The sequence below is a fragment of the Nonlabens arenilitoris genome, assembly GCF_002954765.1.
GTDB classification, from domain to species: Bacteria; Bacteroidota; Bacteroidia; order Flavobacteriales; family Flavobacteriaceae; genus Nonlabens; species Nonlabens arenilitoris.
Genome location: NZ_MTPW01000001.1, coordinates 1,599,772 through 1,620,568, shown reverse-complemented (window position 1 = coordinate 1,620,568; position 20,797 = coordinate 1,599,772). Strand labels below are relative to the sequence as shown.

16 protein-coding genes are annotated in these 20,797 nt (G+C 35.2%); 4 read left to right on the top strand and 12 right to left on the bottom strand.

Annotated features, from left to right (window positions below):
* Positions 1–2: 2 nt before the first annotated feature.
* Positions 3–3,341, bottom strand: a complete 3,339-nt coding sequence (gene mfd / locus BST92_RS07190) for a transcription-repair coupling factor (protein ID WP_105070833.1) — start codon at positions 3,339–3,341, stop codon at positions 3–5.
* 96 nt (positions 3,342–3,437) lie between these two features.
* Between mfd and BST92_RS07185 the strand changes: the two genes are divergently transcribed.
* On the top strand, positions 3,438–4,775 hold the full coding sequence (locus BST92_RS07185; RefSeq protein ID WP_105070832.1) for a dihydrolipoyl dehydrogenase family protein: 1,338 nt from the start codon (positions 3,438–3,440) through the stop codon (positions 4,773–4,775).
* Here the strand turns inward: BST92_RS07185 and BST92_RS07180 are convergent, their stop codons facing one another.
* The 6 genes from BST92_RS07180 to gdhA all read right to left on the bottom strand — a co-directional run bounded on the left by BST92_RS07180 (position 4,776) and on the right by gdhA (position 13,202).
* Entirely contained in the window at positions 4,776–5,621 is an 846-nt protein-coding gene (locus BST92_RS07180; protein WP_105070831.1) for a hypothetical protein, read from the bottom strand.
* A 150-nt stretch (positions 5,622–5,771) separates the two neighbouring features.
* Positions 5,772–6,308 carry a ligase-associated DNA damage response endonuclease PdeM gene (gene pdeM, locus BST92_RS07175; RefSeq protein ID WP_245910882.1) on the bottom strand — a complete coding sequence of 179 codons (537 nt, stop codon included), beginning with the start codon at positions 6,306–6,308 and terminating at the stop codon, positions 5,772–5,774.
* A 17-nt stretch (positions 6,309–6,325) separates the two neighbouring features.
* A complete protein-coding gene (locus BST92_RS07170; RefSeq protein WP_105070830.1) occupies positions 6,326–8,734 on the bottom strand; it encodes a TonB-dependent receptor in 2,409 nt (802 codons plus the stop codon).
* Positions 8,731–9,453: a DNA repair protein RecO gene (gene recO / locus BST92_RS07165; protein ID WP_105070829.1), complete on the bottom strand. Its 723-nt coding sequence runs from the start codon at positions 9,451–9,453 to the stop codon at positions 8,731–8,733. Before recO ends, BST92_RS07170 begins: the two co-directional genes overlap by 4 nt.
* The gene (porZ, locus tag BST92_RS07160) at positions 9,454–11,736 is read right to left on the bottom strand and encodes a type IX secretion system anionic LPS delivery protein PorZ (protein WP_211292456.1); all 2,283 of its coding nucleotides are present in this window, start codon (positions 11,734–11,736) and stop codon (positions 9,454–9,456) included. It abuts the gene before it with no gap.
* Positions 11,737–11,870: 134 nt separating this feature from the next.
* On the bottom strand, positions 11,871–13,202 hold the full coding sequence (gdhA, locus tag BST92_RS07155) for an NADP-specific glutamate dehydrogenase (protein ID WP_425437390.1): 1,332 nt from the start codon (positions 13,200–13,202) through the stop codon (positions 11,871–11,873).
* 246 nt (positions 13,203–13,448) lie between these two features.
* On the opposite strand from gdhA, the gene BST92_RS07150 reads away from it, so the two are divergent.
* The gene (locus BST92_RS07150; protein ID WP_105070826.1) at positions 13,449–14,219 is read left to right on the top strand and encodes a THC0290_0291 family protein; all 771 of its coding nucleotides are present in this window, start codon (positions 13,449–13,451) and stop codon (positions 14,217–14,219) included.
* 65 nt (positions 14,220–14,284) lie between these two features.
* On the opposite strand, the gene BST92_RS07145 is transcribed toward BST92_RS07150, so the two are convergent.
* On the bottom strand, positions 14,285–15,433 hold the full coding sequence (locus BST92_RS07145; protein ID WP_105072216.1) for a trans-sulfuration enzyme family protein: 1,149 nt from the start codon (positions 15,431–15,433) through the stop codon (positions 14,285–14,287).
* Positions 15,434–15,610: 177 nt separating this feature from the next.
* On the opposite strand from BST92_RS07145, the gene BST92_RS07140 reads away from it, so the two are divergent.
* A complete protein-coding gene (locus BST92_RS07140; protein ID WP_105070825.1) occupies positions 15,611–15,964 on the top strand; it encodes an arsenate reductase family protein in 354 nt (117 codons plus the stop codon).
* Positions 15,964–16,860, top strand: a complete 897-nt coding sequence (locus BST92_RS07135) for a DMT family transporter (RefSeq protein WP_105070824.1) — start codon at positions 15,964–15,966, stop codon at positions 16,858–16,860. The genes BST92_RS07140 and BST92_RS07135 overlap by 1 nt, the downstream gene beginning before the upstream one ends.
* Here BST92_RS07135 and BST92_RS07130 read toward each other — a convergent pair.
* The 4 genes from BST92_RS07130 to BST92_RS07115 form a co-directional block, all read right to left on the bottom strand.
* On the bottom strand, positions 16,857–17,279 hold the full coding sequence (locus tag BST92_RS07130) for a hypothetical protein (protein ID WP_105070823.1): 423 nt from the start codon (positions 17,277–17,279) through the stop codon (positions 16,857–16,859). The two genes, BST92_RS07135 and BST92_RS07130, sit on opposite strands and share 4 nt — an antisense overlap.
* 116 nt (positions 17,280–17,395) lie before the next feature.
* Positions 17,396–17,869, bottom strand: a complete 474-nt coding sequence (locus tag BST92_RS07125; RefSeq protein ID WP_105070822.1) for an acyl-CoA thioesterase — start codon at positions 17,867–17,869, stop codon at positions 17,396–17,398.
* Between the two features lie 104 nt (positions 17,870–17,973).
* Positions 17,974–19,332, bottom strand: coding sequence for a hypothetical protein (locus BST92_RS07120; RefSeq protein WP_146105121.1), 1,359 nt, complete (start codon positions 19,330–19,332; stop codon positions 17,974–17,976).
* 79 nt (positions 19,333–19,411) lie between these two features.
* On the bottom strand, positions 19,412–20,764 hold the full coding sequence (locus BST92_RS07115) for an MATE family efflux transporter (protein ID WP_105070820.1): 1,353 nt from the start codon (positions 20,762–20,764) through the stop codon (positions 19,412–19,414).
* Between the last annotated feature and the right edge of the window lie 33 nt (positions 20,765–20,797).

The window sequence follows — 20,797 nt, the reverse complement described above, 5'->3', positions numbered from 1 at the left end:
ATTTATACCTTTCCTACAGGTGGCAAAATAGAATTTAGCACTTCAAAAGCGCGATCTACAGTTTTTACTTTATCTACTGTAAGTAATAATCTAAGTCCTGCTCTAGTTTGCTTTTCTTTCATGCGCAGCACACGCGGCTGCTGTTGTACCGCTTGCAGTATTTTTGAAAAGGTTGCGCTTTGATAAAAACTGCTTTGTTGATCAGATATGAAATAACCTATCAGTTTATCTTGCTTCATGATGACTTTTTCAAGTCCCATTCTAGCTGCAATCCATTTTAATTTTATACTGGTTAACAAATCTTCTGCTTGATATGGCAACTCACCAAATCGGTCTTGTAAATCTTTTCTAAAGTTTTCTAGTTCAGTCTCATTATTGAGTTCATTAAGCTTAGAATATAAAGCTAATCTCTCTGTAATAGAATTAATATAGTCATCAGGGAAAAGCAATTCAAACTCTGTATCTATCGTAACGTCACTAACATGAATTTTCTCTACCTTTTCTTCTTCATAGAGATCTTTAAACTCATTCTCCTTAAGCTCTTCAATGGCTTCATTTAATATTTTTTGATAGGTATCAAAGCCTATTTCATTCATAAATCCACTTTGCTCACCACCTAAAATATCTCCTGCACCACGTATTTCAAGATCTTTCATAGCAATATTAAAACCACTGCCTAGTTCTGAGAAGGTCTCTACTGCCTGAATACGTTTGCGAGCGTCATCAGTCATCATATCATATGGTGGTGTGATAAAATAACAAAAGGCTTTTTTATTACTACGACCTACACGACCACGCATTTGATGCAAGTCCGACAGTCCAAAATTATTTGCATTATTTATAAAAATAGTATTTGCATTAGGTACATCTAATCCACTTTCTATAATCGTTGTCGCAACAAGAACATCAAAGTCGCCATTCATAAACGACAACATCAGATCTTCAAGTTTTTTACCATCCATCTGACCATGTCCTATACCTACTCTAGCGTCTGGCACTGAGCGCTGTATCATACCAGCCACTTCTTTAATATTCTCAATACGGTTATGCACAAAAAATACCTGACCACCACGAGATATCTCATAACTCACAGCATCTCTAATGGTTTCTTCTGAAAACCGAATCACTCTAGATTCAATCGGATGCCTGTTAGGTGGAGCTGTTTTAATCACACTTAAATCACGAGCCGCCATTAAAGAAAACTGTAACGTACGTGGAATAGGTGTTGCAGTTAGTGTGAGCGTATCTATATTTTCTTTAAGCGTTTTAAGTTTATCCTTAACACCAACGCCAAACTTTTGTTCCTCATCTATAATAAGCAATCCTAGGTCCTTAAACTGTATAGATTTGCTTACTAATTGATGTGTTCCTATTACAATATCCACCTGACCATTTGCTAGACCTTCTAGTACGCCTTTGCGTTCTTTTGCGGTCCTAAATCTATTTAAGTAATCAACCGTCACTGGTAGATTACCTAATCGCTCTTTAAAAGTTTTAGCATGTTGAAAAGCAAGAATTGTAGTAGGTACTAACACAGCGACCTGTTTACCACTGACAGCTGCCTTAAATGCAGCTCTAATTGCCACTTCTGTCTTCCCAAAACCAACATCACCACAAACTAATCGATCCATAGGTCGATCACTTTCCATATCAGCTTTTACGTCTACGGTAGCGGCACTTTGATCTGGTGTATCTTCATAAATAAAGCTCGCCTCCAATTCATTTTGAAGATACCCATCTGGTTCAAATCGAAATCCTTTTTTGGCACGTCGTTTAGCATACAATTGTATCAGGTCAAATGCAATTTGCTTAACCTTGGTCTTTGTTTTGGCCTTAAGTTTTTTCCAGGCTGGGCTTCCTAGTTTATATACTTTGGGTGTTTTTCCATCTTTACTAGAATAGCGAGTTATTTTGTGTAAAGAATGAATTGACACATATAAAATATCACGTTCTCCATAAACAAGTTTTATCGCCTCTTGTTGAGTACCATTGACATCTATTTTCTGTAACCCACCAAATTTTCCGATTCCATGATCAATGTGTGTGACATAATCACCTATTTCTAAAGTATTAAGTTCTTTTAAAGTTATGGCTTGCTTTTTAGCATATCCATTTTTCAATTTAAACTTATGATACCTATCAAAAATTTGATGATCTGTGTAACAGGCTATTTTTAAGTCGTGATCAATAAATCCCTTAAAGAGCGTCATAACTACAGTCTCATACTGTACTTGTGCTCCCATATCATCAAAAATGTCTTTAAATCTTTTTGCCTGTTGCGCTGTACCGCAAAAAAGGTATGAGGTATAGCCATTCTCCTCATTTTCCTTAAGATTCTCGACTAATAAATCAAATTGTTTATTGAAAGCTGGCTGTGGAACTGTGCGGTATTCAATATTACCGGATTGAGTAGTTAACTCTATTAGGTTATAATTTACTAACTGCTTTTTAATAACGCTAGAGTCACAAAAAATCTCTGCAGGCACTAGTTGTCTAACCTCACCTTGAAGTTCACTATAAGCTTGTTCTGCCTTTGCAAAAAGAGTATCTAAACTACTATAGAGCAGCTCTACATTCTCTACAAAAATGACCGTCGTATTAGATAAGTATTGTAAAAAACTTTCTCTATTTTCCTCAAGCTTTTTATGCTCAACGTTAGGTATAATTGAGATTTTTTTAATTTGCTCTTTAGATAATTGAGTCTCTACATCAAAAACCCTTATGGTATCAATCTCGTTACCAAAAAACTCTATGCGATAAGGCTCATCGTGAGAAAAAGAGAATACATCTAAAATTCCACCACGTACTGAGAACTCTCCAGGCTCTGTAACAAAATCTACTCTTTTAAATTCATATTCAAATAGAACCTCATTTGCAAAATCAATAGAAATCTGATCACCTACTGTAATTTTAAGAGTATTTTTTTCAAGTTCTTTACGAGTAACTACCTTTTCAAATAATGCATTGGGATAGGTAACAATTACCGCAGGCTTTTTACGAGAGTTGATTCGATTAAGTACTTCGGCACGTAAAAGCACATTAGCATTATCTGTCTTTTCAATTTGATAAGGACGCCTGTAACTACCTGGATAGAAAAGAACACGGTCGTCACCTAGCATTTTTTCAAAATCATTAAGCAAGTAGGCGGCTTGCTCTTTATCATTTGCAATGATCATAAAAGGTTTTTCAACCTCATCAAAAATTGAACTTGCGGCTATAGTAAAAGCACTGCCTTGTAAACCACTTAAATGTGTACGACCTTGAGATAGGGACACGACTTCTCTCAAACTTTGCGTTTGTGAGGCTTGTGCATATTGCTTAAGAATCTTGTTAAAACTCATAATAGTATCACAAAGATAAGCCTAGAAAGGACCATGCTCAAGAATATTGAGAATACTTTAATATAGAAACTGTTGCATACAAGATACCTTTATAACATGGATAAATTTGATGTATTTATATTTGGAACCGGTACAGCTGGTCAACTGGTCGCTAAAGAATGTACTGCCGCTGGTAAAAAAGTAGGGATCATAGACATTAGAGAATACGGCGGTGTTTGCTCTCAACGTGGTTGTGACCCTAAAAAACTACTCCTGGCCTCTAGTGAAGCTTTTGAATTATCAAAGAACATGAAGACCGACGGGCTTGCTGGAGAATTGAAGATTAACTGGCGAGAAGCTTATAATTATGCAAGACGTTTTACTAATGATATTCCTTCAAACACAGAAAAGGATCTTAAAGAACGTGGCGTTATTTGTTATCACGGCAAAGCTAAATTTAAAGATTCTCACACCATCATACTAGATGAAAAAGAAATAAAATCAGATTATTTTGTTATTGCAACAGGAATGCAAGCATTAAGTTTAGGCATACCAGGTGAGAAATATGCTTTGACTTCAGGAGATTTTTTCAATCTTAAGGATATTCCTGAAAAAGTCGTCTTCATAGGTGGTGGTTATATAGGCATGGAGTTTGGGCATTTACTTTGTAGAGCTGGATCCAAAGTGACAATAATCGATAAAGGAGAGCACATTTTAAGCCCTTTTGAGACATTTACCTCTAGCTTATTAGAAGAAGAATCGCTTAAAATGGGAATTCAAATCATTAAAAACTCTCAAGTTTCTAGTATTGAAAAAGTTAACAATCGCTATTTGGTGCATTACTCACTAAATGATAGTATTCACCAGATAACTACAGATTGCGTATTTAATACAGCAGGACGTGTACCTTCAATTGATAATTTAAATCTTGCACAAGCAAATGTGGTAACTAATCATAATGGAATACTAGTAAATAGTAAATTACAAAGCACCTCTCAATCGCATATTTATGCTTGTGGAGATATATCTAATAAAAGCCTACCATTAACGCCATTGAGCAGTATAGAGGCAAAAGTTGTTGCGGATAATCTGAATGGTAAAAACAGAGAATTAAGTATCCCTGCAATTCCTAGCTCCGTATTCACCATACCACAATGCTCTGGCATAGGGCTTACAGAGAATCAAGCAATTGAAGCAAAGAAATTATATCATACAATTGAAAGCGACGCTAGTGAATGGTTCAACAACCAGCGTATTAACGCACCGCTTTATGGCTATAAAATTATTTTAGAAAACGACAGTAACAAAATATTAGGAGCACACATAGTAGGACCTGAAGCTGCAGAGCAAATTAACATGTTTGCTATAGCCATGAAAGCAAACATGACCTTTGAAGAATTGAAGGACGTGATATTTAATTATCCTACATGGGGAAATGATATTAAAAGCTTTTAATTACTTTTTAGAGTCACGCCATTCTATACACTTTCTATATGGATTCGTCTTTTTATTTCTAGAACCATGTATTGCTATTGCGATAGTTAGTACACATGCTAGTCCTAGTGCTAGATAAGCTATCTGACTAGTTGCCAGTTTACTCAGACCATCCATAGGCTCGTTAAATCTCATAAAAATTGCAACCAGCGCCCATACACCTACTAGTGCAAACTCTCGCATATTGCGATAAACGACCATCGCCATATTAACAACAAATGCTATAACAATCATGACCATAGTTGCATATACCTGAGTAGTTATTGCAAAGTCAAAGTTACCATTCAACCATGCTGCTATATTTGCTATAGTCGCAACGCTAATCCATCCCACATAAAGACATAATGGCCACCATACAAATGCGATAATAGGAAAAGGTGCATCCCATATCTCCATGTCTAACTTTTTTACACAGATCACTAAACTTACTAAAATCCCCAACATACATATTACAGAAAAACCTACCATTTCATCTAACCAAAATGCTACCCAAGCACTACAAAATATATTTGCGAGTAAAAACCATGGTGCTGTTGTCTTCAGGAAGTCTACTCTATAATCTGTAGGTTGTGATTGTTTCGCTTTCGCGAAAGCGATATAAACACCATAAATACCAAACACTAATAGCATTAAGAAAATTAAACCCCATATAGAAAAAGCATAACTAGCTGGTGTGAATAGGTTATTATATTCAGCACTTAACTCACCTACTGTTTTACCGTTATAATTACCTGTGTTTGCATAGCCATTCCATGCAATTAGAAAAATAATACTAATTAGATTGAGTACTGCTATAAGTTTTTTCATGTTCTAAAGATAATAGACAATTCAAAATAATAACATTAAGAGTTTTATAAAACTACCGCAGCTCTATGACCTCTTGTTCTACAATAGCAAAAACTCTGTGCCCCTTTTTGGGTTTTATAGTGTATGTTCCAGTAAAATCACCAAAAGCTGCTAGAATAAGTCCGTATTCATTATTAAAAAACAAGGTAGTTTGACTCTTTGTTTTCCAGCACCATTCATTTTAATCGATGGATGTACATGTCCAGCGATATTAAACTTTCCATCCACCTGTTGTGGATGATGCGTTAAAATCACATGTCCCATGTTGAGTTGATCATAGGTTTTTACACCTATTTTTTCAAAGGCCTCTCTACCTATCACATCGTGATTACCCATAATCAAAGCTAATTCTATAGTTTGAGAACGGACCCATTGCTCAAAAAAATGCCACTCTGCGTTAATATAGGAATGAAACAGATCACCTAGAAACCATAATCGCGATGGGTTAAATAACTTAATGACCTCAGTGAGTTTATCATACTCCATATCATCTGCACTGGCAGGTATAGCCATTCCGTTTTTACGGAAATGAGCGCTTTTACCTAAATGAACATCTGCTAATAGTACGGTATCCTGTTCTACCCAATATGCTGCTCCACTGGCGTGTAGTTGAAAAGTTTGTTGAGCAAGAGAAATCGTTAGAGACACTTTATAATGATCAGTTTTTAAAATAAATATCTAGCACCTAGAATTAAATTTCTACCAGCAGCGCTTACACCAGATGAATATGTTCTATATCGTTGATCTGTCATATTTTCTAATGTCACATTTAGAGAAAGTGCCTCATTGAGGCTGTATCTAGACCTTATGTTAAGAGTGTACCATGATGGTGCATATGGATTGCCATTTGAGTCTAAAGCATATAAGTAAGGACGACTTTGTTGACTAGGATCTAAATCTTCAAAATCAAATTGACCGTTAAATTGAGCGAACAAACCAAGTTTCAAAGACTCTTTTTCATAGTTCAATTGCAAATCGCCAAAAGCTGGAGCTACATGTCTTACTGGTATTTTATTACCATCTATTTCTGTTTGTTCTCCTTTTGTAATATTATAATGTCCAATCAAAGAGAATTGATCATTAAGTTTATAATTGAGTCCTAATTCTAGTCCATAAATATTTGCTTTTTCACCATTTTGTATGGATTGTACTTGACTTTGTTCTCCCTGAAACTCTATAATAGATTGCCCATTAAGTTCATCATTTTGAGCTACGAGAGCATCTTTCAAATACGTATAATAGACACTTGCGTCTAAGGTAAATTTATCATTCCATGTTTTCTTAATACCTATCTCACCGTTGTAAGAGTATTCTGCCTCGAGATCTGGATTGGGTACGATAACAGTGCCAGGACTAGGATCAAAAAGTTTCCCTAGATCATCAATATTAGGAGCGCGAAAAGCTGTACTAAGATTGCTTCTTAATTCCCACATGTTATCTGTTACATAAGTTGCTCCTATACCACCAGTAAGTGCTCCAGTATTAACGGTAGCTTCATCAAACGGAAAATTAAAAAAAGCATTATTTGCGGCAAAGTCTGCATCAATCCATATATGATTATACCTTAAACCAGTATTGACAATCATTTGAGAAGATACTTTCCATTGATAACTTGCATAAGCAGCAAGTGATCGCCATGAGGAACCATCTGGATATCTAGTCGCATTTGCGGTAAAAGCGTTAGTATCTATATCTTGTATATAACCGGTAGAACGAACACGATTATGAATAAATTCACCACCATAAAATAATGCGTTAGATTCTCTATCACGTCTTTCAAAATCTAATGAAGTTGATATCGCATCTACTTGTTCTTCATTCACAAAACGATCTGGATTCTGAAAATCTCTCGTATGTCTGCTTTCTTTAAAAAGTTGATATGCTTGTGTTAAAACTGCCTTATCATACCACTTACCATTACCGCGGTGTGTAATATTAAAGTTAGTCATTAACCAGTTTTGTGGACCATAGAACCACTCTGCATTTCTAGGTTCGCCGCTTTCGCGAAAGCGATCTAAAGAATCATATCTGGGAAAATCACTAGTACTAGAATAAATAAGACCTAGACCGAATTCAAAATCTTGCGTAGGTTGGTATCTAAATTTTTGAAGAATATTAAGTTGATCATATCCCATAGGACGCTGTAATAAAGGGTTATCATTTGTAACTAATAGATCCTGATTATCACGACGAATCACATAACTATCTCTTAAATAATCATCTGGACCATGAGAACCCATGCGCAAATCATCAAAGAAATTAACACTAACGCTAGTAGCCGATGCCCATTTCTCACCGCCGATATTAAAATTTAAATGTCCTGTGTTTTCATTATTTGCGGTTGCATATCTCAACAAACCACTACCAGAAATTTGTACTGAATCTTTCTGAAAATGAGGCTTAAGTGTATAAAAATTCATAACACCACCTATAGCATCACTACCATAAACGACACTTCCTGGACCTAGAATAACTTCACTGCGGTCGACACTTAAAGGATCGATAGATATAACATTTTGTAAATTCCCACTACGGAAGATAGCCGTATTCATACGCACACCATCAACGGTAATCAACAATCTATTTGTAGAGAAACCTCTAATCATAGGACTACCGCCACCTTGTTGAGATTTTTGAACAAATACCTGACCAGATTGTTGCAGTAGATCTGCACTGGTTTGTGGGTTGTTAAACGCTATTTCTTCTTTATTTACTGCAAATATTTTTTGTGGTATATCTTGAGCTCTTTGTTCAAATTTTGAGGCAGATAAAATGATAGGATTAAAAAAGTCTGACTGCTGTTGTAATCTTATGAATTTATCTTTAGAAAGATTTCTTTTTAAAATTTTTAAAGTAGCATATGAAATGCTTTGAAAATAAATATACTCTTGATTTGTAAAGGTTTTTAAATCTACCTGACCTTCAATATCTGACACTGCAGACTTAGACTTTGATTTATTATAAACAGCCACATTAACTAATGGCTCATTAGTATCTGAATCTACAACCGTAACCACTTGTGCGATAGAAGGAAAAGTAGTTAATATTATAAATATCAATAGTAGCTTTTTCACGAATCGAATAGCTGTTTTAAAATCGTTAATGACGTAGGTTTTTTAAAGACGTGCAAATGTATCTGAAAATAATCAATGACCAAATTTAACAGGCTATTGCGCTCTTCTCGATTCATTTTAATCTCATTTATGGCTGCAAAATTCGTGCCCAGAAACAGTTTAATTAAGTTACTTTCTTCTATAGTGGCATGGTGTGGTAAAACACCGTTATTATCAAATGATCCATCTAATAAATTAAAATATGGAAAATCAATTGTTTCCACATCTGGCTGGAAGCCCATATGGGCCGTAAGATCTAATAATGTTTTAATAGAAAAATTTGCTACGGCATCTGATTGATCTAAAAATTGAAATATGCTCGAGAGGTAATCATATAGATTTGCGTCTGGTTGCTGCTCAGTCAATAATTGCGTTAACATTTCAGAGAAAAACATTACTACACTACTTTTTATAATATCCGTATAAATGGTATCATAGGCAGGTGTAACATGAGCCTCTTTAATATACTCTAGCGATCCTTTTCCTTTATGTTGGGTTACAATATCTAATTGTATTAAGGGCTGAAAATAAGATATGCGCAATTTTCCCTTGCGTGATTTACGCACACCTTTAAGCATGTATGATTGAGTTCCTAACTCTCTAGTATATAATCGAGCGATTAAATCTGCCTCGCCATACTTAATAGTAGACAATACTATAGCCGGTGTGCGAGTAAGCATTTATCTAACTATCATTAATTTAGAAACCGTGGTCTCTATGTTATCATCAGTAGAAATAAATAACATGTATACGCCACTAGCGACCTTATTCCCAGAAAAACTACGTGTATCCCATTGAATACTTCCTCCTTGGGAAACTTTTTCAAATACTAAGTTACCTTCTATATCGGTAATTTTCACACGTGCTCTATTTGTTAATCCATCAATAGTTACATTACCATCAAATCCTGGTCGCACTGGATTAGGAAAAGCATAAACATTCTCGAGATTTTCTTGTGGTTTACTTGCTCTATCTCCTTTAAAGGCTACTAATCCATTTTTAGTGGCAAAGTATATTAATCCAGTTGTCTCATCTATAGCGATGTCCCTAACTTCATTATCTGGTAATGGAGAATTATTTTTTGTAAACTGAAAAATAGTTTCACTACCGCTAGGGCTAAAAAGAAAAACACCAGAACTTCCTGTGGCTACCCATTTATTATTATTTCCATCCACTTCAATATCCAGTACAGCTTCATCTCTCAATAATTCTCTAGGGATATCATCTACATCTTCTATAATGATAGCTCTAGTATCTTGAATATCATCTGAGAACAAACTATTTACACTAGTAAGAACTCTTAATCCTAGATTAGATCCTATCCACAATTGATCACGCTGGTCTATTCTTATCGTACTAATATAATTATTAATCAAATCACCTTCTTGAAGACCTTCTGTAAGCCTAGAGTATTGATCTAAAGCTGGATCATATCCTATAAGTCCACCATCTGTAGAGCCAAAGATTATCTTATCATCTCTAGTTACCAGAATTTTAGTAGTACTTGAGCTGCTAGAAACCTCTTCATATACTGATCCTACATCAAAAGAGGTCCATTGACCAGAAGGACTTCTTCTATGTAAAGCATTATCTACCTGTGACTGTATTACCCATAAATTTCCCTGAGAGTCATAAGCGCCATCAGGAATTCTCACAAAAAACTCTGATGGTGGTAATATACTCTCTAATGTACTGTTATTAATACCATATTGCGTTCCGGCTACACCGTCAATAAAATCTATCAATCCATTATTCATAGAATGAACAACTAGATCGTTAGGGTTGTCTGGATTAATAGTTACCTTAGGTATGCTGCGTAGACCACTTACTTCTGTATTTGAATAATTGATCCATCCTTCTTCAACAAGATGACTTATACCTCTAATAGCATTGTCTGGAGTATAAAAAACATCATGTGAACCATAAGTAACCCATAGTTCATTAGGCAATGTTTGAACAGAGAAAACAGAGTTAAAGGCTGGACCATCTGCTATGATAAATTCATTGTCAATAGGATTTGAGATCTTAACTCGCAGCATTCCCGCAGTCTCTGTTCCTATAAACAAATTGTCATTAAATAAAATAGCACTGGTATAATTATAGCTCTCTCCATTAATATCATCTACTCTGAAAATCTCATTAAAATTTGTATCATATACTAAAACAAAATCTGTAGTGGCATATGTAATAAAATCCTGATTTACGTGAGCATCTGTAGACCTTGCAGGCAACTGTAACCCAATTCCGCTAAAAGAACCAGAACCATTAGGCGTTCCCACAAATCTTCCTTGAGTAACTGCATACACGCTGTTATTAAAAGTGGTTACTTCATCCCAACTATCATTATTAATTTGAGTCCAATTCATGAAATCCAGTAAAAATGGATTAGATATACTTGCTCTTCTCATACCACCATTACTGGTTGCGGCATAGATAAATCCGCCAGATACATCAATAGAGTTAATAGCAAGTTGAGCTCCATTATCACCTATAAAATAAGTATCATCAAATTCTAGCAATTCTAAGTTATAGATAGCGATACCAAAATCAGTTGCCATATATAATAAATCACCTCTTTCAAGAAATTCGTTAACACCTTTCTCCACAGGTGATATGGTTTGCTTATCTCTTATAGCGACCACATTTATGACATCACCAGTCTCTGGCACTACCTGTATCAAACCATTATTAAAGGCTATTATTAATAAATTCTTTGCTTCACTATAATGAATCTGAGATATGGATTCACCACTTAGCCCATTAACGGTAGTTATGGTCTCAAACGACCCCAACAAGGTATCATAAACAAAAATGGAATTATCACTAGCGGCATAAATTAAGTCACCATTTTGCTCTAGATCAATAATATTTGAATATGAGAAAAAAGCTTCCCATTGATTAGAAAAATCTTGGGCCCATGACCATTGGGATAACACTAATAATATTAGAAATAATCGCTTCATATAAAGCAAACGTCTTTTAAAGATATATAATATACGTTAAGGTCAAAAATAACCTTTAATAATGAGTCATAAAAAAACCCCTGAAATCTAATTCAGAGGTTTAAAATTATGGTTACGCTTTCGCGAAAGCAATACTAAACAATTCCTTGTGCTAGCATAGCATCTGCTACTTTAACAAATCCAGCAATGTTTGCACCTTTTACATAGTCTACAAATCCATCACTATCCTTACCGTATTCTACACATGCCTCGTGAATATCGTTCATGATACCGTGTAATTTATTGTCTACCTCTTCTGCAGTCCAGCTATATCGCATAGAGTTTTGAGACATTTCAAGACCAGATGTTGCTACACCACCAGCATTAGAAGCTTTTCCTGGAGCAAATAAAATCTTATTATCGATAAAGTGCTCAATTGCTTCTGGAGTACTAGGCATGTTTGCCCCTTCACTTACACACATACAGCCATTAGAAACTAAGGTTTTTGCCTCATCACCGTTCAACTCATTTTGAGTAGCACATGGTAGCGCTATATCACATTTAACGGACCATGGACGTTCACCTTCATGATATGTTGCACTAGGATATTGTGATACATATTCTGAAATACGACCACGCTTATTATTTTTAAGATCCATAATAAAGGCTAGCTTATCTGTATCAATACCATCTGCATCGTGAATGTATCCACCAGAATCTGACATCGTTACTACTTTACCACCTAGTTGCAGAATCTTTTCTGCAGCATACTGTGCTACATTTCCAGATCCTGAAATAACTGTTGTTTTACCACTGATGGATTCTCCACGGGTCTTCAACATATTTTCTGCAAAGTATACGTTACCGTATCCTGTTGCTTCTGGACGTATTAAAGAACCTCCATAAGAACGTCCTTTACCAGTAAGAATACCTGTAAATTCATTTCTTAATTTTTTATAATAACCAAATAAGTAACCTATCTCGCGGCCACCTACTCCTATATCACCAGCAGGCACATCCGTATCTGCACCGATAACACGTTGTAGTTCAACCATGAATGATTGACAGAAACGCATAACCTCGCGATCAGACTTACCTTTAGGGTTAAAGTCAGCACCACCTTTACCACCACCCATAGGCAGTGTTGTTAAGCTGTTTTTAAACACTTGTTCAAAAGCAAGAAATTTAAGTATACTTAAATTTACAGATGGGTGAAATCTTAATCCACCTTTGTAAGGACCTATGGCACTGTTCATTTGTATACGGTAACCGCGGTTTACTTGAACTTCCCCATTATCATCTGTCCATGGCACACGGAACATAGTTACACGTTCTGGCTCTGCCATGCGCTCTAGCAATTTATCGCTAGCATATTGAGGATTGTTCTCGATAAAAGGTATTACAGCTTCTGCCACTTCACTAACTGCCTGAATGAATTCTGGCTCGTTAGGGTTCTTACTTTTTATCAAATCGATAAAACTTTCAATGTTTTTTCCATTATTATAATAATAATTACGTTTAAAGAAAACGTTTTCGTTGATAATGCAAATATATATTAATGTACAATAGTGATATAAATTTTGTCATTTATTTAAGTAGTTAAAGAATAGTAGCTTTGATATTACGTTATATATAAAATGAGTTTAATATAAACTTCATGTTTTAAAGAGGTTATACTATCATTAGTATCCTTAACATTTTATTATATTTGTCGCTTTATCAATGCCATAATCATGATTAAGACCCTACGCTTTATTGGATTTTTAATAGCAGTTATTTGTACTGTACAAACGGTAGATGCACAGTTAGGTATCTCTCATGAAATAGGTGTAATTGCTGGACCGGTTGCTTTTCAATCAGATTATGGAGAGCGTTATGACTGGCCTACTAATAAAGGTAATGTAGGAACTGGTATAGGTCTAGTGCATTATATTAACTTTGCATATAGAGCAGATTGTAATTGTTATACACAAGACACATACTGGAATGATCATTTTAAAATTAGAAATCAATTAGCTTACCATGTTACCAGTCTTGAGCACTTAAGTGAACTCGCTGACAGACCTAGTCTAGCTGGTCTTCAATTAAGATCGATGACTGGTAAAGCAAAAGTTTTTGAAATAGGAACTCACCTAGAATGGTTTCCTTTAAGTATTAGAGATTTTCAAGAAGGCCAACCTAAGTTTGCACCTTATTTTGGTATAGGAGCTCATTATGTGAATTTTAGACCAGAAGCTACTTCTACCTTAGGACCACTTAATAATCCAGTGACCACTTATCCTACATTTATCGATCGTATAGACACCTCGCAAGGTAGTACGTTTGCATTAGTAGGTGATATAGGTTTTAGATATAAGGTAAGTGAATTAAGTGACCTTTTAGTTTCTAGCGCATGGCATTATTATGATAGCAATTATGTAGATGGATTAAGTCCTCGCAATGTCAACAACCGCTCTTTTGATTTTATATGGTGGTTCAATGTTGGCTATATTTATTATTTATAAGTAATAGTTTTAATACTTATAAAAAAAGGCAGCCATTAGGTTGCCTTTTTTTATATAAATGGTTTTTAAGATGAAGCGAGTGCTTGTTTTAAATCTTCAATTAGGTCATCAACATCTTCAATACCTATACTTAACCGGATTAATGAATCTACCACACCCGTTTTCTCACGATCAATTTTAGGTATACTAGCATGGGTCATACTTGCTGGATGACCTGCAAGAGACTCTACTCCACCTAAAGATTCTCCTAGAGTGAATACTTTTAAATTTTCTACTACTCTAACCGCGCTCTCGAGAGTACCTGCCTTTGTAGTAAATGAAACCATACCACCGTAATCACTCATTTGTCTAGTCGCAATATCATGATTGGGGTGGTCTTCAAAACCAGGCCAATATACCTTACCTACTAATTCATTATTTCTTAAGGCATGAGCTACAGCTTTACCATTCTCACAATGCCGTTGCATGCGCACATGTAGCGTCTTAATTCCTCTCAATACTAAAAAACAATCCTGTGGTCCTGGAACTGCTCCACTAGCATTTTGAATAAAGTATAATCTGTTAGCTAGATTTTCATCCTTAACTACTAAAGAGCCCATAACGACATCACTATGACCACCTAAATATTTAGTTGCACTATGCATGACAATATCTGCTCCTAAATCTAAAGGTCGCTGCAAATAAGGAGTAGCAAACGTATTATCTACTGCTAGAAGTAATTGATGCTTTTTAGAAATTTTTGAGACTGCCTCTATATCAATAATATTCATCATAGGGTTAGTAGGCGTTTCTACCCAAATAAGTTTTGTATTCTCATTGATGAGGTTCTCAATATTTCCCGCATTTTCCATTCCTACAAAGTGAAATTTAATACCGAAATCTTGAAAAATCTGCGTAAATAAGCGATAAGAACCACCATATAAATCGCTGGTAGAAATCACCTCATCACCAGACTTCAACAACTTAAGTACGGCATCAATAGCAGCTAGACCAGAACCGAATGCAATTCCATAAGCACCATTCTCAAGACTAGCCATAGACTTTTCTAAAGCATCACGTGTAGGATTACCACTACGTGAGTATTCAAAGCCTTTATGCCCGTGTGGTGTGCTTTGTTTAAATGTGGTGGTTTGATAAATAGGTGGCATTACTGAGTTATATGCTGGATCTATATTTTCTTGACCACCATGAATAGCCTTAGTATTAAAATTCAATTGCTTCTTTTCCATTAAATAAAGATAAACCTGTGATGCGATAATTAAAATATTTATCCACATGTTTATTTAAAATATGGATGATTATTTGAATACGCTTTCGCGAAAGCGAAACAAAGCTGCTAATTATAAGTCTAAAGATATTCCTTATCAAAAAAGCTATCGTAATTTTGTGATATGAAAAATCTATTTATCTATTTAGACAGCTGTAACACTTGTCAACGTATTAAAAGTGAACTTAATCTACCAGAAACAGTAGAGCTACAGAACACAAAAGAGAAACCGATCACACTGGAGCAAATAGAGTTTTTAAAAGATCAAGCTGGTTCTTATGAAGCTTTATTTAATAGACGTGCACAGCTTTATCGTGGTCGCGGCTTGCATGAAAAAGAACTCACAGAAAACGATTATAAAGAATTATTGTTAGATCATTATACTTTTATAAAACGACCTATTCTTATTTATACTGATCAGGCATTTATTGGTAATTCTAAAAAAGTGATTGCCGCAGCTAAAGAAGCTATTTCATAATGAGCAAAAGAACGGTCGCCATCATTTGTGGCTTTTTAGTAGCTTTATTTTATGCTTATAATTTTACGGCAGCAAAAGAAGTTACACCAGAGTTTGTGGGACCATTTGGTCTTGCCTGGTATAGGGTTCTCGTCACGTGCGCTATATTCTGGTTAATTGCGACCTTTGTAGGTCCTAAAGAAAAAGTGCCTATAAAAGAACTGCCATTACTAGCTCTAGCAGCATTTTGTGGAGTAGGTTTTAACATGGTGACTTTTATGAAAGGTTTATCTCTCACCTCTCCTATAAGTGCATCTGTACTTATGGTAACTACTCCTATAATAGTATTAGTATTAAGCGCCATTTTTTTGAAAGAGCGATTGTATGCAAGTCGTATTTTAGGAATTTTAATAGGTTTTAGCGGTGCGGCATTATTGATATTCTTATCAAATAACGGTAGTAGTGAAAATGCCACAGATCCAGCATTAGGTAATTTCTTGGTTTTTATTAACGCAGTTTCATATTCTTTTTACATCATTCTAGCAAAAAAACTGACCACACGCTATCATGTTTTTACCTTAATGAAGTGGTTGTACTTGTTTGGCGTGTTATTTATTACACCTTTTGGTATTATGGAAGGGCTAGCGTTTGACTTTGGCACCGCAAATACAGATACTTTGTGGTACATAGGCTATGTAGTACTTTTTGCTACTTTTGGCACTTATATGCTTAATATTATAGCGATAAGAACGCTTAAACCTAGTGTCGTTGCAGTTTTTGTTTATTTACAACCATTACTCGCAACACTTATAGCAATAGGGTTAGATAAGGATCAAATTACTTTATACAAACTTATTGCAGGCGGACTTATTTTTACTGGAGTTTTTATAACCAGTATACCTAAAAAAGCCGGTTAACTTCTTATCGTGTTCTTTAATGCGGCAGCCCATTGTAAGGCATCCATTAAATTTGTGAAAGACTTAAACTTAGATTTAACAAATAAGGATTCTAACTTTGAATTTATTAAGCCTGGATCAGTATAATTGACTACGCCATACCCCAACAATTTAAAAGAATAATTTGCAAAGTGAAACCAGTCTACTGGTTTAACAGAGTATTTATTAATTCTATTTGAGATATAAACCAACTTGCTACCATCTGTATTATAAAAGGATGTTGCTGCATTAATGATAGGTTTAGCCTCTTCCCATCCAAAAACTACATTTTTGAACACCTCAGAGACAATAAAACCATCAAAGAAATAAAAATTGCCATAATGCATATTTATTTCCTTTAATACCTCTGGATAGAAAACAGATTCTCTAATTGAATTCATACTTAAAGATAATAAATAATTGTTCTCTAAGGATTTAACTTAAAAAATAATTATTTAAAATCGACCATCTGCTTTAAATTCAATATTACTTACCTACTGTTGTGAGTCCTATAGCATTATCGATCTTGAGGGAATTCTCCGTGTGCTCTTGTATCTAATTTACTGAGTACCTTAAAATCTGCTGCCATGGGAAAGTTTTTAATCTTCTCATGTAATTCTGGATGCAGTGAGGTGATTTTACGCTCTCTCAAGTTCATCCATGCACCAGTCATTAGACCACGCGCTACATTACGCCCTTTATAATCATAAAAGTTGTGTCTAAAACTGAAAAGACTGCCATCCTCGCTCATACCTGTTACTTCACAACTAACAGTGATAGGCTTCCCTTGATGAATTTCTTTAAAATAGAATATATTTTCATTGAAGATTACAGGTCCAGTTTCATACTGAGCCATTTCTCGCTGTCCAAAATCATTATCTATTAGAAATGCCATACGTGTATGACTCATAAAGTTTTGGTAAGCACTATTTGCCATATGTCTATTTGCGTCTAGATCACTCCAGCGCACGTCAAATTCTTTAGTATACATTGCTATCTTTATTTAAAGTAAAGATATTGTATGCACGCATAGCAAAAAACAAGTTTAAAGAAACTTTAATCGTTTCGCTTCCGCGAAAGCGAATATTAAAACTTTTACATTTTAATTTTCAAAGTATTCCCTACAATGTAAACAGATCCTACTTCTAAGGAAGCATTTGCAGAAGCATCTGCATCACTAGCAAACACAGGTAATCCTGTGAAGTTTATATCCGTAGCTTTAATGGTACCATTCACCTCTAATTTTTCTGTAAGAGCAGCTGTCGTGTTGATCCCTATGTTACCATTATCATCAATGGTCATTCTATTACGCAAAGAATTGGTACCTCTTTCAGTAGTTAAAAAGTCCATTCTTCCTGGCATGGCACTAGCAGTTACATTTGCTGTTGCGGTAACTCCTAATCTTATTGCACTAGCGGTTATATAATTACTACCATTATAGCCTTGGGCTTCCATGTTATAGATATTTGCATTTGACTTTCCATTCATACTACCAGGTGCATAGCGGCTACCACTTGCACTACGTACATGAAATGACGAAATATTTGTACTATAACTGTAAACGTCAAAATCTCCATCCCAATTGTTTCCTGCATTACCATGAACCTCTAATACTTCTGAAGGAGAAGAAGTATTAACACCTAATAAACCATTTGAAGTAAGTCTCATTTTCTCACCTTCTATACCTGGAGATGTAGTATGCCAGGAAAAGTAACCAGGAATTCGTGAATCTACACCATCCCAAGATGGATCTACACCTTGTAAAAAGTAAGATGATAAAACATAACCTGTACCATTATGCGGCAATGAATAATAAGCTGTTACTGCATCACTTGGCTGTACCGTTGTAGGCGTGCTTATGCTACCACGAGACTTATGCCCTAAGTATCCAAAGGCAGCACCATTATCAATATTTGAGTAATTTGCTATATCACCGTTATACACTTGTATTTTACGAGAACCACCATTATCGTTATTTGTCGTTACCTGATCAATAATCAATTGGCTTTCATCTGTGATGTATACATTATTATTAGGACGGTCGGTGACACCATCACTTAATTTATCTATTTCTACACGTCCATTTGCTGGATTTGCTTTCCAGATATCCTCATTATCATCTGCTACTAATAATCTTAACCATTTGTTGACACCATTCCAATAATAAAATGCCGGCAGCACATCATTTCTAGTTATCGTGTTATAAACTAAAGTAGATTTTACTAAAGAACTACCATCTGGATTTGTAACTGTTGTAATATCCGTGGTATCTATTAATTCAACTCTAGGCACTAGTAGACCAGCATCTGAAGAAGCAATATCTAAAGCTGCCTGTGGATCATTAGTTTGAATTCCGACTTGTGCAAAGCTTAAGGCAGAAGTCATTAGTAGGCAAAATAAGGCTCTTAACATAGGGAAATTATTTTGAGCAAAAAAAGTAAGAATAATTGACAATATGTAGTTTTTAACATCAATTAATATAATTATTCACAATTCATCGACCAAAAGCGTAAATAACTAACAATCTGCAACTTTATGAGTTCTTAAGCTTTTTCATTGCAACCCATAAATACCATGCTGTGATAATAGTGGATAGAATATCTGCAATTGGAAAACTAATCCAAACTCCTAATTCTCCATAGATATTAGGCAAAATTAAAATCAACGGAATTAAAATAAAGCCCATGCGCAACAGTGTAAGTAGTAATGCAGGAATCACTTTCCCTATTGCCTGATAATATGCTGCTCCTATAAGTTGAATAGAAATTATAGGTACCGCTATAAACACTAATTTCAGTGCAAACGAGGTTTCCTCAATGACCACAGTATTGTCTGTAAAAATACCAGCGATTTCACGCGTAAAGAAGAAAAGACCTAAAAATATGAGTACTCCTAAACCACAAGCAAATTTAATAGATGTAAAAATCACTTCTCGAACACGTTCCCATTTTTGAGCTCCATAATTATAACCTGCAATAGGTAAGAAACCTTGTGTTATACCCATTACAGGAAACAATGCAAACATCATCATCCTGCCAATGATCCCAAATACTGAAACACTCTCTTCTCCACCTAATTCAAACAATACATTATTTAAAATAAGATATAGAACACTACTCATGGCTTGTCTAGACAAAGTCACAAAGCCCAGTCCACCTATTTCTTTTAATATATACCAGTCTGGTAAAAGGTCTTTTAATTTACCTACTAATTCACTTTTACCTGAAATAAAGAACCATGCAACATAAGCAAAGCACAACCCATAACTTATCGTCGTTGCCCATGCAGCACCTTCCATTCCCATACCCAGTTGATTGATAAGTATATAATCTAATAGTAAATTACCCACTGAAGGTATCAACATAGCAATCATTGCATGTGTAGGAGCACCTTCGGCACGTATAACCGTATTACCCATCATGCACAAGGCTAAAACAGGAACGCCGTATAGTACAATGCGATAGTAAATTTTTGCTGGCTCAAAAATCGCTCCTTTACCTCCAAAAGAAAACACTAAAGAATCCATAAACCATAACCCAAACACAACACAAAGAATAGTAATAACTTGAGTAATCGCTATCTGATTGCCAAATACCTTGCGCGCTTTCTCATAATTATTTGCCCCTAAAGCTCTAGATATAATACTTGAACCACCTATACCTATAGCCATTCCTAATGCTGCTATAAAAAAGGAAACAGGCAAGACCACATTTATAGCAGCAATTGCGATAGAACCTATCCAGTTACCTACAAATATGGTATCTACTAATATGTTTAACGACATCACTAGAATACCTATTGAAGCTGGTAAAGCTTGACGGATAAGTAATGCTGGTATAGAATCTGTCCCTAATATTTGAGATTTTGTAGGTTGATTAGAATTCATATTGGGTAAATGTATGGCAAAAAAAAGACCTTT